This is a genomic window from Flavobacterium quisquiliarum (genome assembly GCF_019308285.1).
In the GTDB taxonomy this organism is placed as follows: Bacteria; Bacteroidota; Bacteroidia; order Flavobacteriales; family Flavobacteriaceae; genus Flavobacterium; species Flavobacterium quisquiliarum.
The window spans coordinates 38,555-53,870 of the sequence record NZ_WWEM01000032.1 but is presented as its reverse complement, the minus strand read 5'-3'; the positions used below and the strand labels follow the sequence as shown (position 1 = coordinate 53,870).

Here is a 15,316-nt window from a genome sequence, read left to right as displayed (position 1 = left end):
TTATTTCTGAGCTAATGTAAGAAATACTTTGCGTTCGCGAGCGAGACGCTCGGGCCAGCTAGGGGAAATTCTTAGAAAGGATTATGGCCTTTTTTTACTTTGTCAATAAGGAGATTAATATATTCAGATAATTTCCTGTCTAAATTTGTAATAGGAGGAAGGTAATCTAATGTTGGTAAATAAGCTTGATAAACATATGGATTATCACCTTCATCTAAATACACAAATAAAAATTGTTCAGATGAGTTATAAACGTCAATGACAAAAAAAGGTCTTACTATATTTTTATTGAATTCAAGTAATTTTTCTCTGGAAATTTCTTGCATTTCTTGCTGAGTATCATAAATGCCTTTTGCTAAAACATAGCAAAAATCACCTCCTAAGTAAAGAAGCTCTCTTAAAGCCTTTGGGAATTGTACTCCATTATTATATAATTGTTCTAATTGTTGTATTTCATTAAGAGAAATACCTTTTATCTCAAAATTCATCGATTTACCGTATTTAATAGGATTATCTCTTAAATAGGTCAAAATGTCTATATTCATAGTTGTTGTTTTAAAGTTCTTACTATTCCAGTGTCAATTGCCCCTGCTGGCGCGAGCGTCTCGCTCGTGCACGTACAGCATATCAATTAATATCAATTTCTAGGACAGTCTGATCGTTATCACCATAATTTCTAGCAGAGCTGTATTTCCAATCCACAGGATTGGTAACAAAACCACTCTCGATCGGGTTGTTATGAATATAATTTAATTTTTGCTCAAAAACTTTAAAAGACCAGATTTCGATGGGTTTGTTGTTTTGCTGCCAAAATTGCCTGAATTTTACATTGCTGTTTTTCTTTCCGGCTCTTTCAAACATCCAGAGCATCCATTCTTTTCTGCTTTCTTGCGGATTTTCTTCAATTGCTTTGAGCATTTTTCTCGAGGTAAAACCTTTGAAATCTCTTATTAGACCAGAAGGGTCTCCATTTTCAGATCTGAAAATTAAATGGACGTGACTTGGCATTATGCAATATCCATAAATCTCCATTCCTTTATTTTTTCTGCAGTAATCTAATGATTCTACAATCCTCCCAAAATACTCTTCTCTAGTAAAAACATCTATCCAGTAAACCGTAGCAAAACTTATAAAGTATGCTCCAGTTTTATCTCCAAATTTGTATTTCCTGCTCATTTATTATTTTTGAGCTAATATAAGAAATACTTTACGTTCACGAGCGGGACGCTCGCGCCAGCGGGGGGGATAGATCTGTGCGATCGGGTTGTTTTTATGTTTTTTGTAAATCTATTTTTAGGATAAGACAACTTTGCGTTCACGAGCGAGACGCTCGCGCTAGCGGGGGAAGTTTGAATAAACATTTCACTGATCTCATCAGGGACATCTTTGAATAATTCTACAAATGATTCTGGGGTTCCTGAAATATAAAACTCTACAATTGTTGGCTCAATTAATTCGGAATTGTTATAACAGTTAATTTTAATTCTCGCTCTATTACTTTTAAGATAACTATTAAGTTTCTCTTTATCACTTCTAAAATAATCTTTAAAAAGACTATGAAAATCTGAAAGTTCTTGAATAGACATTCCTTTAAATGAAATGTTTTCTTGATACATTCTCATTGAAGTACTCCAATTCAATCTTTGTGTCTCAATTCGAACTCCAATATCATTTTTGGTTGGACCTGTTTTCAAAAATTCTATAACATCGTCAGAAGTTAATAGATCGGGTATATCTGTGCGATCAGGTAAATTATTTTAATATGGATTTTGCCCTATTTTAACTCTGTTAATCCCTATATTTATAATACTTTGTATCGTTTGTGGTGCCAATGTATCAATCCAATTATTGTCATCAGAATATGGTTTAGCTTCAAAAACAGTAGGATTATCTCCTTCATCTAAATAGATAAACAAAAAAGTATCGCCTCCATATACATCAAAGGCAAAAAAAGGACGATTTATTGAACGATTATTATCTTTCATATGCTCTCTTACCCATTCCTGCATTTCTTGTTGATTATTATTAGGCCCATAATCACAGACATAACAAAAATTACCTGCTAAAAACAATAGTTCTTTTAAAACCTTAGGGAAAACATCACCATTGTTCCATACTAATTCTAATTGTTGAATTTCTGATTCAGGAATTCCTTCTATTTTAAATTGAAGTTCTTTATTATTTTTAGAATATGCGATTGGATTGTTTTTTAATTGTTGTAAATATTTTATAGTCATAATGTTTAATTATTTTATAGTCTTTCTAATGTCTTATAATCTTTGGCGTCAGTACTTGATTTTATGGTAATATTTAAAACTTTTCCTTCCTGTTTGGCTAACTGTTTTAAATATAACATATAACCTTGACAACTTTGACATGAATAATAGGTACTTTCCATAGTTATTTCAAAACGATTACCTTTATCCCAATGTTTTTCTAAAAAATTAAATATATATTTTAGCTCAGTATCATCATATCTTTTCTTCTTATTTATAATATCAATAGCTTTTTGCTTAAAAATATTAAAGTTTGCATTGTTTCCAGGTTCAATAATACTATTTGGAATATTGTTGTTAAAAATGCTTCCCACAAAATTTTTCCAACCAGAGATATAAATGTCATTAAAAGTATTAATTAAATTAGCATTATTATAAATTTTTGTCTCGACAAATAACTTATTTGCAGATTGAAAATCTTTAATCTGCTTTGTAGTTAAATTAAGATCTTGCATAAAAGAAAAGGCTGTTCCATCTCTTAACGCTCGTAGCCTATTTAAATCTAAATTGATATTTGCAATATCTTTTTCAAAGTTAAAAACGATTTGTCCTAGATTATTTTTATTTTTTATTCTTAATAAATCAATATGAGCATTACTCAAATTGCTTTCAATAATTTTTAATATATCTTCTTCCAACAGCTCATCTAATTGTCCTCTTTTTAAAAAATTTCCTGATTCAGTTAATAATTCTAATTTTTTTGGTTGTTGAATACATTTATTAAATTTAAAATCATTAAAGTTTTCTATGGATCCATATTTATCTACAAAAAAAACTTTTTTCTCAAAATTTAAAGATTGTACAATAGGCTTTAAATTGTTTTGGTCAGTAAAACGAATTAGACCATCAGTTCGTCTTTGAACACAAATATAATCAGTAAATTTAGCTTCTTGTAAACCTCTTTCGCTTAAATCAATCCAATTGTTAATATAACTGCCATTAAGTAAACCGTCAGCTCCTCTACCACTATTTAGTAATTCCCAGAATACAGGATCATCAATGTGTTGAAAATCATTCCAGAATTTTAGTCTTTGAGCATCAGTAAAAAGCATATTATATTTTGCCACAATTGTATTTGCGACTCCACCAAGTTCTAGGTTGTTTAATTTGTTTCCAAATAAAGATAGTGTTACAGCTTTTTGTCCTTTTAAGGTTGTTAAAACATTAATCATTGGCGGAGGAATTCCATGAGGAGTATTAACTGGTAAATTATCGATTAAGCGTAATGCTTCTTCAGCTTCCTTAACAGCATTTGATCTTGCTGTGATAGATGATGTTACTCCCAATAGCATAAGATTGAGTAGAACCTTCTGGTTTTTTTCTAGAATTTTTCTTTTTTGTTCATCATTTTCGGTTGTTATTAAATATTGGTTAATATGTGCTAATTCACCAGTAGTGACAGTAAAAATTTCACTTCCAACTTCTAGTCCTCTCCAAACTTCAACAGCTTCAACACCATTTAAGCTTCCTTGTAAAGCTCTTCCAATTTTAGTAGTATATTTTAGGTACTGTAGATCTCTTAATACATTTGCGCCACCTGTAAAGTAAATTAGCAAAACATCAGCAGTTATATTAATGGCTAGTGCAACTCCAGCATCAAAATCTGCCAGATCATCGTATTCCTTAATAAAATGAAAAAGAAAAGCGGGTAAAGTCGCTGTTGTTGGAATTGATAGGTCAAGATTAGCTTTATATCCCGAAAAAGTAACTTGTTGATAAAGATGAAATAACCCAAATATACTTTTATCTTCATGATGGAATCCGCCATGTTCAAAATTGTGATCTAACTTTGTGATTTTAGTTATTTCTACTTTTTTATCAATCAATCTAGATTCAAAATATTGTTCTGTGGTTACTACATTATCTGTTGTAGATGGAATAAATGTTAACCAGTTCTTTTCGTTAAATTCCTTATGATTAATATAAAAATAGTTTTCAGGGTCAATTCCTTTGAAATTTGGCCAAAGATCAGGAACAACAATTCCAGGACGTATATAATCTAAATTATATTTAGAAACTTTCCATAATTTGTATATAGCAAAAGCAAAATATTTTCTATTAGGCTGTTCATCAACAAACCAGTTTACAAAAGGGTATCTTTCTAGCCTTGCATCTGTTAGCGTATCGTAGATAACTTGAAAATTAGTCTCAGTACCATTTTCTTTTTCTAATAAAAAATCTAAAAACTCATTTGCGCGTGAGGGAGTTATTGAAAGTACGAGTCTAACTAAAAAACGCTGTTCGTCTTGCTTTAGTTTTTTTGTTAATAAACCTTTAATTGCATTAATAATATAACTGAATGGTAAAATGCTTAATGCAGAAGGAGGTAAAATTTCTAGTAAATATTGAAATTTTTTATCAGAAGGGTAATATTCAAGATTCTTTGTGGCATTACATTTAGTGTAAAAGCTAGTTAGGTGAGAATAATATGTTTCATAATCGGCAAAAGAAGACTGGATAGAAAATTGAGCATCAAAATCATTTCTTAAAGGGAGAGGGATGTCTGTATTAGGATTATAGTAATAACCCCAGCCTCTTTTTAAATCAAATAGCAATTTTTCGAGATCAGTAAATCCTTGAGCTGAATTATTATCATTGTAATCTATAATTCCATCAGCCACTTTTTCTTCCTTTTCAAAAAAATGAGTGTGTGATGCAAGTATTGGAATAATATCTCTATCAATTTCTCTAATTCTGAAAATAATTAAGGACATTACTTTCTTAAAGTTGCTTTTAATTGCGTCGCTTACTTCTCTATTATTTATATTTAAATCACCAAGATTTTTTTTATAGAAATTTCCTCCAGGTGACCCGGCTTGATTATTCAAAACAGTGACTCCAGCAATACCGTCTAAATTAACTTTTTCATCAATTACCTCAAAGTTTTCTATAATTGGTTTTAAGTAATTGCCAACTCTCTTCTTGTCAGGAGAACTTTGTAAATTAAAAGTGTAATTCTTAGTGTTATAGAAATAATCATAAGGTTGCCCAAAATCGATTGTACTGACAGTTATCTCTTCACCTTCAGTAGCTCGAACCCTTTCAAAATTATATTTAACCAATTTATCCAATGTGGGAACAGGTTCAACGTTTTGAATGTATTTTAAAAACATTGTTTTGTCGTAATAGCCCGATAGGTTTGGTTTTTTTCTATCCTCTCTTTTAAATTCAGAATGTTGATAATATCTATATTCTTCTGAATTTAATGAGGATAAAGTAAAACCAACTAAAAAGCCTTCGACATCAAAAGCTGGTTTTTCAAATAGATGTATCCTTACCGGAGTTCCATCTTTTAGAATTGCGGTAGTAGTCATTTATAAAACGGTATTAATATTAAAAAATGGAATGCTAATGTCTAAATCAGGCATATACTCACTATACTCCTTACTAAAATGATATCTTCTATCAAGTGAGTAAACAAAAACAGGAACATCAGGTTCTGTCAAGACATTGTCACCATCAGCATTTTCAGCCACAACACCCACTTTGTATTTCTGATATTTAACATCTTCAGGAGAAACAAATTCGTTTTCATCCTCAAAAAGATCAATCAAAAACAAACGAGGATTTTTTGTGTCATCTGTAATTAATGCTTTTATGGCGTCATTTTCGGTTTTGGTTAATCCCAGGATAATTTTATTGGGAGTAGAGCCGTCAAGAGTTTTTAACTCCAAACCAGTAATAGTTTGTGTGCTGTCTGTAAACAATTTTAAATTATAATAGTAAGGATCAGGAAGCTGGTAGGTTTTACTTTTAGTTACAGCACCACTGGCAGAAGCGGTGGTTTTAGTATCTGGTGTAGTGCTTCCAGTTGCGGAAACGGCATTGTTCATAACATCTATAGCTTCTGTGATGTAGGTAACTCGTGCAACTGTTGGCGTTTCTTCAATTCCAGTTTCAATACTATCATTTACTGTAAGCGTTTGTACAATCGAAATTCCCTGCTGTTTTTTATCGTAAAATTCATTAACGAGATTTAGTTTTTCAGAAGTCATTCTGGAATAACTTTCGTCACTGCCCAATTTTAGTAAAGGTTTTGTCTTGATTAAATTGAAAACATTGTCAAAATAGTTGGCTTGTCTGTATAAAATGACCAAATCTCCGTTTTCATCTAATGTTGTTCCAGCAGTATACATATTCACTTTTCCCTGATACATCAAAAGACTAAGAGAAGCAATATTTTTACCAGCCACTGCAGGAGTTGTCAATTGTATTGTTGAGGTGAAGTCGGCATAATTGCCTTCTTCATCTGGAGGCAGTTGTAAACCATCTGCGTTAATGAAATTGTCTTTTTGCGCATTGGCCACTTTAGCAAGCTGTCCGTAAAAAGCGGTGTTGTTATTGTTGTCGGTTGGAAATTGCAGGTAGAGGTTATTTGTTGTAACCGTATTGGCCTGTTCTTGGTTGTTAATTAAAACCGGCCATTCTTTAGTGCCATAAATTTCCGCTGTCATCGGGACTACTTTGGTTGTCGGATTTTCTAATAAACCTGTTTTTAGGTTTTCTGGACCTTCATCAATTTTGTAGTTTCCATAGAAATCGTAACTACGGGTTCTATCACTCTGGATGTAAACGTACCAATGGTTTTTGGTCCAAAAATTATGGAGCAGATCACTAAAAATTGCAGTTCCTTTTTTGTTGGTTTGAACTCCGGAAGCAGTTGCTTTAACAACTCCATTTTCGACATGTGAGCCATAAAACGCAGTAATATCAATAAACTGTGTACTTTGCTCACGCTCTAATTTTTGTTTAAATGCAGTATCACCAGTTACTGTAATTTCTGCAAAAGGTTTACGGGCATATTCCAAATCGAAAACAAATTCACTGTTGTCAAACTCATGTTTGTAGTCGCCGTAATTAAGGACAACATCAATACCGCATTCGCCTTGCGCAAAATAACCTAACGTTTCACCGCTATCAATAAGCGGAAGTTCAAAAGAATCATTTTCCGTTGTAGTATTATCTACTGTTTTTAATTCAGATTCTTTAAAGAAAAGATTAGAAAGAGAAGTTTCTGCATTTTGTTGAACAGGATCTTCATTGTAACCAATAAAACTGGCTTTAAAAGTTGGTTTGGTTAAAGTTGTAGTTCCTTCGTAAAAAGCATTAAAATCTTTATTGATCTTAGTTATAAAATCAGAAGTTTGACCACTTTCGGCTATTACCTTGTATTCGCCGTCTTTTATAAAAAAATCGCTTTTTCGCAATCCTCTATAAATAAAATACTTGATGTTTAAACCCGGAAAGGGCTGTTTGTAAGGACGTAAAATTAAATTTACTTTGCCATTATTCAGATCTTCCTGAGGTTGTACTAAAACAACGCCTTTACAGATCGAATAGGCTTTTTGGGGAGAACTTAAAGAGAATCTGGAAGTGAGGTTGAACTTGGTGCTCGAAACGGGACCAAAAGCTTGTGTCTCACTTTGTGTAAATCCTCCAGGCTCTATAAAAAAATGAGACTGTGCTGCCATATTAAGGTATTATTTAAAATTTTGATGTATTTAAAACCAAAGCGGTTTATAGGTTTTGTACAAGAATCTGCCAATCAGAAAAAGCAGTACAATAAGAAGCAGTCTTCCTAACCAAATCTGTACTTTCTGCCAAAAGGTTAAATGGTTGACAAACTTGGTAATCGTGATGGTTTTTTCCAGTACGTCTTTTACTTGTTTCGATTTCCAGTGTGCGTAGAGTTCTTGTTCTTTCAGGTTGCAGTCTACTTGGAGTGTATTGTTATCCAGTCGAACCTTTGGGCTTTTTAATGTACGCCCTGGTTCGGCTTGAATAACATTTTTAAGGACTACTTTTCCGTTTATACAGTCTAGTAATGCGTTATAAGAACTGCTGTCTTTTGCGATTTTAAAAACAGTGTCGTGTAAAGTTTCGGTAATCGTGATGGTCTGAATTTTATTCTCGTTCTGCACAGGTTTCGGACTTCGGCATGAAATCACGATTAGCAGAATGAAAAGAGAAATAATAAAGTACTTGAGCTGTTTAGTCATAATTTAGAATTGGTTTATAAGTTAATTTTACAGGCGCAGAAAGCCTTTTATGCTTTTGATATCTCGTTTTCTTCTGGCGACTTTATAGCCTTCACGGCCTCCGCTGTCATTCGTATTTCCTTCGATGGTGTAGATGGTGTTTCCCGCAACTTTTTCGACAAATCCGGCATGGCCTGTACCGTTTTTAAAATCCATAATAAAAACATCTCCAGGCTGTGGCAGTTTTTTGACCAAAAGCGGTCTTGAATTGTATTGATCCAAAACGCCTCCCGTTTTCTTCAATGGATTTTTGGCGTTGATTTGAAGTGCGGCTTTTTGAGTGCACCAGTAAATAAAAGCCATGCACCAAGCGTATCCTTTTCCAAGTCCAACGCTTCTTAAATAAATTTCTACTTCGGGTCCAGAGTTGCTGTTTCTAGGAATTTCTTCGACGCCAATTTGTGCCGTGGCGATTTCTAAGGTTTTTTGGGTAAGTGTCATGCGTGTTTTCCGTTTAACTGTTTGAATTTTTGCAGCTCATCTACCAATTGCTGGTTAATAAGCATAAGTTCTTTGTGCTGTATTTCCATTTTTTTTATGGTGTCTGTTGCCGCTGTAAGTCGGGCGGTAAGGTCGTCTAGAAGATCGCGGTAATATTTTACAGCACTTACGGCATTGTCAAGTTCGGCTGCTCGATCTTCTGCCAATGATTTCCGCATCGAGAAAAACCAAGTAATAAAAGCGGCGAAAAAGGCGGTTAGGGTGGGGTATAAAAACTGCTCCATTGAATGTGTTTAATGTTGAATGTTAGATTTTAAAAATGTTTTTGGATAACAACTTTTAGGCTGTTTTTTGAGGGAAGCTAAGCTGGATTTTTTCCAGTTTTGAAGTGCAGTTGTTTCCTTTTGACATTGCAAAGATTGGGCGAAAAAAGCCCTAAAAAAAACAAATGCAAGGTGCTTGAACATTTGTATTCTAGGGCTTTACAAGGTTGTAAGGAAAGCGAACAAAGCTCGATTTTGATGGAGGAAATGCCTCATCTTTGCATCACAAAAGGATGTTTTTGAAGATTAAAAAGAAGCAGTTTTCTTTTTAAGATGGATTGCGAAGATTTTCCTTATTGTTCATAAGTTCTTCGATTTTTTTTAATTCTGAAGTGATAGGCGTACAAAGAATTTCATACAAAGTAGTGCGTGAAATTGGGTAAACAGGATAAACATATTTACGCCATACAACGGTCGTAGGAATGTCTTCTGTTTTATGTTTTTGATACAATTCTTTGATGAGTTTGTAACGCATTAATTTATTTTTTTGAATTCCGAGACTTCTGTTTGCAGATATTGGCATGAGGATAAGGTATTTATAGTGAAAGAAAATGAAGAAAGATTTTTGAAAGAAGGATGAAGTTTTAATTACAATAATTTGAATTATAAGACATGACATAAAATTTTAATGCAGCCAAACCATTTGATCTTTTTCTCAGTGATGGTTTTTTACTTCTAATGCCATTTTTAAACCTCGTTCTGAGGTAGTATTTGTTAAGTTTTCTTAACAATCAAGGTCTGCAGACTCCGCATGACAATCCCGTTTCCAATACCCTTTAGAGGTTTGGATTCCATTAGAAAGAATGTTTTTGGCTGCTTATAATAAGGGCTCAAACGGCCCGTTTGCCGGTTCCTGGTTCTCTTTAAAGAAAGAAGAAGCAGGAACCATTTTTTTATACTTGTTTCTACATTTGCAAGTAGTGAAGAACTTTTAGCCTTTGTAAGTGGCTTTGGTGTGTTTTTTAAACCGAGGGTTTTTAATCACGATGCTTTCATACTGGTTAAAAGCCTGTCGTTCTTTTAGAGACAAATCGTTGTTACAGTTCCAGTTTCCCAGTCCGTCTTTAAAAACGATGTTATTATTTACTTTGTAGCTTTCGTGATCTGTAATTGGCTTTATTTTTATGCTCATTAAAATAGTGTTTAAAAATTGTTTTTATTCTGAAGAAAAACCATTCGCGAAACATTAGAATAGGTTTCAAATTGGTTGCAATCAGCAAGAGTGCCAATAGAACCGATGCGTAAATGTCATTATTAGGCTGCATGATTTTGTTCGTTTTGCTGATTAAAGAAATCAAAAGCATATCCTTGTAAAAAATCTACAGAAGACATGGATAACGGAATATTGGTTCTTACGCCATTATCATCAATTCGGCTGGCCTCAATAAACCAGCTGGAACGCACAGGTTTAAAAGAAGAAGCGATAATTTCGACACCATCTGTAAATTCTTCGTTGTTAAATTCTTTTGTCAGTTTTTGAAGTTCTAAAACTCTGGAACCTTTTAGGTTTCCTTTTGCGTCTTTTTTGAGTAGGTTAAAAACGATTTTTACCAGTGCGGCAGTTTCTTTGGTGGTAGAAAGAGAAGAGATATAATGCTGTACTTTTTCAATGCCAATAGTTACGGTATCGTCCCAACCTTCATTAATGCGGTATCCAATCGTAATTTCTTCCTTATCATTAGAGAAAGTATGCGACATTTGTTTTTCTTTAAAACCATACACCTGATTTTTTAGATCCAAAATAGTCTCAAACAATCTAAAAGTTTCCGTTTTGGCATTACGCATCATTTCGGATGTTTCGTGTAATCTTGAAAGTGCTCTTGGAATAGTTTCAGCAACTAGTTTTTTATAAGCTTCTCTTTCCTCATTCTTTTTGTTTTCAATTCGGTTTAAAGCCTCTTTTAATTCTTGTGCAGAAAATTGAGATAAATCCATAGCTGATGTCATTGTGTTTGTTAACGGCGTGTTCATAATATTGGGCTTTTAGTTTAAATGTTGATTTAGTTTTGTAATAGAATTTCTTCTTTAAAAGGATCTCCATAATAAGGTTTGAAATTGTGGAGGGCAATTAATCTGGAAACCTCTTTTAATTTATTTTCTATGCTTAGTGGAACGGGACGGGGAGCAGAAGCTTCATTGTCCAGAATATGCATCCATTGAAAACGTTCCTGATTAATGCAGATTCTTTCTCCAGCAGTAAAAGTTCTTGATCTTTCAGAACAATATTGAAGTGCCAGATACAATTGTGCAATACGTGCTTCGATTTGATTTTTACTCATGATTTTTCTCTAATAAGGTTCGTAATTTTTTAATGTCAGATTCTATTAAATTTCTTTCAGGACTGCTTGGATTTTCAACAAGCCAATTTTCTAGTTCCTGAATTTTTTCTTTGATTTGATTTGTTTCCATTTTGGATCAATTGCTATTGTTTTTGTTGTTAGTGATTTATTTTACCTTTAATTCGTAGTTTTATTCCTATTGAGCGTAGTGGCTTGCTTTTTTATTTTTTAGTCACTTAAACTATGTTTAACTTGTTTGTTTTTAGGTTATTGTTTGTCTTGTGTGATTTTTGTATTAATGATGTACTTCATGAATTTGTTAAAGTTTCTGTTGTTTTTGAATTTTATTTTTCTTTACTTTGCAAATATAATGTAAAATAATACATTAAAACAAATTTTTAACGTAAAAAAATACGCTTTTTTATGGGGTCAACTGAGAGGATGAGAGAATACCTTGACTATAAAGGGATTACTAAGTATAAGTTTTGTAACGATTTAGGTTTTTCTAATAAGTTTTTGGATAATAGCAGTAATATGGGAACTGATAAGGCGTGTAAAATTTTACATCACTATCCAGATATCAATTCGGAGTGGCTTTTGACGGGAAATGGGCCTATGATAAAGGAAGAAAATACCAGCGTGGTTATCATGAATAATGACAGAAGGACGGTAGATTCTATTCATATTAATCAGGAAATACCATTATATGATTTGGAAGCTGTTGCAGGATTACGGGAGTTGTTCAATAGCGGTGAACCGCAAAGAGTTTTAGATACTATTAAAATTCCGAATCTACCTAAATGCGATGGTGCTATTTCAGTAACGGGAGATAGTATGTATCCGTTATTGAAATCTGGGGATATCGTTTTGTATAAAGAAACAGAATTCGAAAATATCTTTTTTGGAGAAATGTATCTTCTGAGTGTGAAGCTAAATGATTGGGAAGAATATATTACAGTAAAATATGTTCAAAAATCAGATCAAGGTGTTGAGTATGTGAAATTGGTAAGCCAAAATTCACACCATCAGCCAAAAGATATTCATATTTCAAAAATTTCAGCCTTAGCACTTATAAAAGCAAGTATTAGAATTAATACAATGATGTAAGTTTTTATTAAAAAAAGAAAAGAAAGCCATTATAATGCATGTTATAATGGTTTTTTTAATTCGTTTTATGTTAAAAAACATCTCGTTGATAAAAAAAAAGCCTTTGTAAAGTTCAACTAATCAAATATTTATAATATATTTAACATCTGAAATGTGGGAATTGTGTAAAATTTGTACATAATTTTGCAAAGTCAAAGATGAGGCCCGTGATTTTATTTTTGACATAGTACCCAAATCTGTTTTTTTAACTTTAATTTATGGCCTGCTTATGAGAATATTTTTTGTAGCACTGCTTTTTTCTCTAAGTTCGTTTACAACCTACAACTTAACGAACAAGAAAGAAATTTTAAATGAAATTGAATTAGCAAGACTTAACGAACATGTAAGTGAGGTTAAGACTTATGTTTCTGCTAATCGTGGCTATAGCAAGAAGATTGCTTTTCTTGTTGACATGAAGATCAAATCTGGAAAAAACCGTTTTTTTGTTTACGATCTTGAAAATGAGAGAATTATAGATCAAGGGCTTGTAGCTCATGGTTCTGGATCTGAAACAGGTATAAAAGGAGATATTTTACAGTTCAGCAATATGCCAAATTCTAACTGTACTTCTTTAGGTCGTTATGGAGTAGAGAAACCTTATAAAGGGGTTTTTGGAAAAGCATATAGATTAAGTGGAATGGACGAGTCAAACAACAATGCCCAGAAAAGAGCTATAGTATTGCATTGTTATAAAGAGGTTCCAGATGATGAAAAGGAATATTACATCATTAACAGCCACGGTTGTCCAATGGTAAGCGAAGCATTCTTTAAAAGACTTGACAAGTTTATTGAAGGCTCAGATTCTAAAATCATGCTTTCGGTTTATTATTAATAAAATATTTTTATCATATGAAATTTAAGAGCCTATAGGCTCTTTTTTTTTGCTTAAAAGTTATACAATGGCATTTTTATATGGATTAGTGTTTTTGCTCTAAATTATAGCTATTAAAGGTTTTATTTGTTTGAAAATTAATTTTTAAGAGGAATGCTTTTATCTTGAGTACTTCTTTTTATTCGAAAATGATTCTGTATCTAACTTTTATTTTAATCAAATAAATCATTTCTTTTTTTAGAAATATGGATTTAAATAAGTCAAAAACTTCGTTTCAAATTATAATTTGAAACCGAATTTAGAAACTTGGTACAGTTTTAAATTGATTGTGGTTATAACTTTGATATTATGGAAAGTGTAATCAGTTTTTACTCCTGACACCCCTTAAAATGAAACTTTAAAAAGTAAAATGGTGAAAATAAAGATTTAGAGCAATGTAGAATTTTTGCAACAATGTGGATTATGGATTTTAATAATATTTAAATTTCAAGAAGATGTCTTTACCTGATCAATTATATAATATGAAGTTTGCTGAGTATTTTGAATCAATACGTAAGATGTATTTAATTGATGAAAAATTTAAGGTGATTTGCGATAATTACTGTGATAACATTGTAAATGGCGAAAACTATAGAAAGAAAAAGGAAAAAAATTTCTTAAAGGAACAGGAATGTGAAATTTTATCTAAAGAATTGGAAGAAGAAATACTTTTTTATATTGTTCGTAATGGCTAGAATACAATGTATTCTGTCGTTTAAATTTGGATGAGAACTTCTCTTTGCTGGCTGTAAAGGGAAGTTTTTTATTAAATCAAAAATGTTTTACTTACACAAAGAATAGATTTTTTACAAGATATGCCAGATTATACTATTGCTTAAAATTTGATTGATGCCGATATTTGTCTAACATTATAATTGGTATAACATGTATATTTGTACCTTAAGTACAAATTGGCATAAAAAAGATTAAGAGCAATGAGTGAAAAGTTTAAGGTAGGGAGTTTGTATGCAGGTATTGGCGGAATTTGTATGGGATTTAAAAATTCTGGATTTGACTTACTTTGGGCCAATGAGTTTGATAAAAATGCTTGTATAACATATCGAGAAAATTTTAAACATGAACTTATTGAGGGAGATGTTTTAGAATTGGATCTAGATAATATTCCGAAAGTTGATATTTTGACGGGCGGATTTCCTTGCCAGCCATTTTCGGTAGCTGGTTATAGAAAAGGTTTTGATGATAATAGAGGAAATCACTTTTTTAGAATTTTAGATTTCGTAGATACTATGAGGCCTAAAGTGATATTCTTAGAAAATGTAAAAAACCTTGTGAATCATGACAACGGAAAAACAATGAAAGTGATAGAATCCTCGTTAAGAGAAAGAAACTACTCATTTCAATCACAAGTTTTAAATACGAAAGATTACGGAAACATACCTCATAATAGAGAAAGGATATTTATGGTGGCATTTGATACATTAGAATATCCTGATGCAGAAAAAACTTTTAAATTTCCTGGAAAAGAAGAATTAACTCGAACAATTGAAGATGTAATTACCAAAGAAAAAGTAGAAGAAAATTTCTATTATAAGGAAGATAAATACATGTTTAATATGCTGAAAGAGACAATGAAGTCAAAAGATACAGTATATCAATTCAGAAGGCAATATGTTAGAGAAAATAAATCGAATGTCTGTCCAACTTTAACTGCAAATATGGGAACAGGCGGACATAATGTTCCCCTAATAAAAACAGATTTTGGATTTAGAAAGTTAACGCCAAGAGAATGCTTAAGATTTCAAGGTTTTCCAGATTCATTTAAAATTCCAGCGAGACTGGCTAATTCTAGTTTGTATAAGCAGGCAGGAAACTCTGTCAGCGTTCCAGTAATTGAAGCATTATCTAAGAAGATATTGGAGGTTCTAGAAAATGTACCAGTATTGACTAATACAATACGATAATTTTTAACTTGAAAATTACA

Annotated in this window: 18 protein-coding genes; 4 read left to right on the top strand and 14 right to left on the bottom strand. The window is 32.2% G+C overall.

Translation table 11 applies throughout. The features are described 5' to 3' along the window. Nucleotides 1-71: 71 nt before the first annotated feature. The 14 genes from GSY47_RS15300 to GSY47_RS15235 all read right to left on the bottom strand — a co-directional run bounded on the left by GSY47_RS15300 (nucleotide 72) and on the right by GSY47_RS15235 (nucleotide 11,487). Nucleotides 72-545, bottom strand: coding sequence for an SMI1/KNR4 family protein (locus GSY47_RS15300; protein WP_179002464.1), 474 nt, complete (start codon nucleotides 543-545; stop codon nucleotides 72-74). 82 nt (nucleotides 546-627) lie between these two features. Next, a complete protein-coding gene (locus GSY47_RS15295) occupies nucleotides 628-1,176 on the bottom strand; it encodes an REP-associated tyrosine transposase (RefSeq protein ID WP_179002463.1) in 549 nt (182 codons plus the stop codon). Nucleotides 1,177-1,190: 14 nt separating this feature from the next. Further along, nucleotides 1,191-1,694: a hypothetical protein gene (locus GSY47_RS15290; RefSeq protein ID WP_179002462.1), complete on the bottom strand. Its 504-nt coding sequence runs from the start codon at nucleotides 1,692-1,694 to the stop codon at nucleotides 1,191-1,193. A 63-nt stretch (nucleotides 1,695-1,757) separates the two neighbouring features. Then, nucleotides 1,758-2,237 carry a hypothetical protein gene (locus tag GSY47_RS15285; protein ID WP_179002461.1) on the bottom strand — a complete coding sequence of 160 codons (480 nt, stop codon included), beginning with the start codon at nucleotides 2,235-2,237 and terminating at the stop codon, nucleotides 1,758-1,760. A 14-nt stretch (nucleotides 2,238-2,251) separates the two neighbouring features. Further along, nucleotides 2,252-5,590 carry a hypothetical protein gene (locus GSY47_RS15280; RefSeq protein ID WP_219071454.1) on the bottom strand — a complete coding sequence of 1,113 codons (3,339 nt, stop codon included), beginning with the start codon at nucleotides 5,588-5,590 and terminating at the stop codon, nucleotides 2,252-2,254. Further along, nucleotides 5,591-7,747: a hypothetical protein gene (locus GSY47_RS15275; protein ID WP_179002459.1), complete on the bottom strand. Its 2,157-nt coding sequence runs from the start codon at nucleotides 7,745-7,747 to the stop codon at nucleotides 5,591-5,593. It lies immediately after the preceding gene. A gap of 30 nt (nucleotides 7,748-7,777) precedes the next feature. After that, nucleotides 7,778-8,275, bottom strand: a complete 498-nt coding sequence (locus GSY47_RS15270; RefSeq protein WP_179002458.1) for a hypothetical protein — start codon at nucleotides 8,273-8,275, stop codon at nucleotides 7,778-7,780. Between the two features lie 27 nt (nucleotides 8,276-8,302). Beyond that, entirely contained in the window at nucleotides 8,303-8,755 is a 453-nt protein-coding gene (locus GSY47_RS15265) for a CHAP domain-containing protein (protein WP_091498012.1), read from the bottom strand. Beyond that, entirely contained in the window at nucleotides 8,752-8,973 is a 222-nt protein-coding gene (locus GSY47_RS15260) for a methyl-accepting chemotaxis protein (RefSeq protein ID WP_179002457.1), read from the bottom strand. The genes GSY47_RS15265 and GSY47_RS15260 overlap by 4 nt, the downstream gene beginning before the upstream one ends. Before the next feature lie 373 nt (nucleotides 8,974-9,346). After that, a complete protein-coding gene (locus tag GSY47_RS15255; RefSeq protein WP_179002456.1) occupies nucleotides 9,347-9,601 on the bottom strand; it encodes a hypothetical protein in 255 nt (84 codons plus the stop codon). Nucleotides 9,602-10,009: 408 nt separating this feature from the next. Next, nucleotides 10,010-10,210, bottom strand: a complete 201-nt coding sequence (locus tag GSY47_RS15250; RefSeq protein ID WP_179002455.1) for a hypothetical protein — start codon at nucleotides 10,208-10,210, stop codon at nucleotides 10,010-10,012. A gap of 122 nt (nucleotides 10,211-10,332) precedes the next feature. After that, entirely contained in the window at nucleotides 10,333-11,049 is a 717-nt protein-coding gene (locus tag GSY47_RS15245; protein ID WP_179002454.1) for a DUF3164 family protein, read from the bottom strand. A gap of 29 nt (nucleotides 11,050-11,078) precedes the next feature. Continuing rightward, nucleotides 11,079-11,357 carry a hypothetical protein gene (locus GSY47_RS15240; RefSeq protein WP_179002453.1) on the bottom strand — a complete coding sequence of 93 codons (279 nt, stop codon included), beginning with the start codon at nucleotides 11,355-11,357 and terminating at the stop codon, nucleotides 11,079-11,081. Further along, on the bottom strand, nucleotides 11,350-11,487 hold the full coding sequence (locus GSY47_RS15235; protein WP_179002452.1) for a hypothetical protein: 138 nt from the start codon (nucleotides 11,485-11,487) through the stop codon (nucleotides 11,350-11,352). Before GSY47_RS15235 ends, GSY47_RS15240 begins: the two co-directional genes overlap by 8 nt. A gap of 293 nt (nucleotides 11,488-11,780) precedes the next feature. Between GSY47_RS15235 and GSY47_RS15230 the strand changes: the two genes are divergently transcribed. From GSY47_RS15230 to dcm, 4 genes are all read left to right on the top strand, one after another. Beyond that, on the top strand, nucleotides 11,781-12,464 hold the full coding sequence (locus tag GSY47_RS15230; protein ID WP_246611340.1) for a S24 family peptidase: 684 nt from the start codon (nucleotides 11,781-11,783) through the stop codon (nucleotides 12,462-12,464). Nucleotides 12,465-12,732: 268 nt separating this feature from the next. Further along, nucleotides 12,733-13,335, top strand: coding sequence for a murein L,D-transpeptidase catalytic domain-containing protein (locus GSY47_RS15225; RefSeq protein WP_179002451.1), 603 nt, complete (start codon nucleotides 12,733-12,735; stop codon nucleotides 13,333-13,335). A 494-nt stretch (nucleotides 13,336-13,829) separates the two neighbouring features. Continuing rightward, entirely contained in the window at nucleotides 13,830-14,069 is a 240-nt protein-coding gene (locus tag GSY47_RS15220) for a hypothetical protein (RefSeq protein WP_179002450.1), read from the top strand. A gap of 240 nt (nucleotides 14,070-14,309) precedes the next feature. Beyond that, nucleotides 14,310-15,296, top strand: a complete 987-nt coding sequence (gene dcm / locus GSY47_RS15215; protein WP_179002449.1) for a DNA (cytosine-5-)-methyltransferase — start codon at nucleotides 14,310-14,312, stop codon at nucleotides 15,294-15,296. Nucleotides 15,297-15,316 lie beyond the last annotated feature (20 nt).